1 rRNA gene is annotated in these 615 nt (G+C 58.5%); it reads right to left on the bottom strand.

Annotation, left to right across the window (positions count from 1 at the left end):
- Positions 1–108 precede the first annotated feature (108 nt).
- Positions 109–615: ribosomal RNA gene (locus ACLBXO_RS31680) — 16S ribosomal RNA — on the bottom strand; the annotation flags it as partial.

Genomic DNA, 615 nt, shown 5'->3' with positions numbered 1-615 from the left:
CCCGCCAATGGGCTCTGACTGAGCCCTGATATCTAATGATCTTCGATGGGTCTGCCGAGGCAGAACGGCTCCGATCGCTCGGTGCCAAACCCAAAGAAGAATCCTTAGAAAGGAGGTGATCCAGCCGCAGGTTCCCCTACGGCTACCTTGTTACGACTTCACCCCAGTCGCTGACCCTACCGTGGTCGCCTGCCTCCTCGCGGTTGGCGCAGCGCCGTCGGGTAAGACCAACTCCCATGGTGTGACGGGCGGTGTGTACAAGGCCCGGGAACGTATTCACCGTGGCATGCTGATCCACGATTACTAGCGATTCCGCCTTCATGCACTCGAGTTGCAGAGTGCAATCCGAACTGAGACGGCTTTTGGGGATTTGCTCCAGATCGCTCCTTCGCCTCCCACTGTCACCGCCATTGTAGCACGTGTGTAGCCCATCCCGTAAGGGCCATGAGGACTTGACGTCATCCACACCTTCCTCGCGGCTTATCACCGGCAGTCTCCCTAGAGTGCCCAACTGAATGATGGCAACTAAGGACGTGGGTTGCGCTCGTTGCGGGACTTAACCCAACATCTCACGACACGAGCTGACGACAGCCATGCAGCACCTGTGTGCGCGCC

The organism is Methylobacterium sp. C33D (assembly GCF_053345825.1).
Note: the sequence above shows the minus strand (reverse complement) of the source record. Positions and strands in the feature narration are given on the sequence as shown.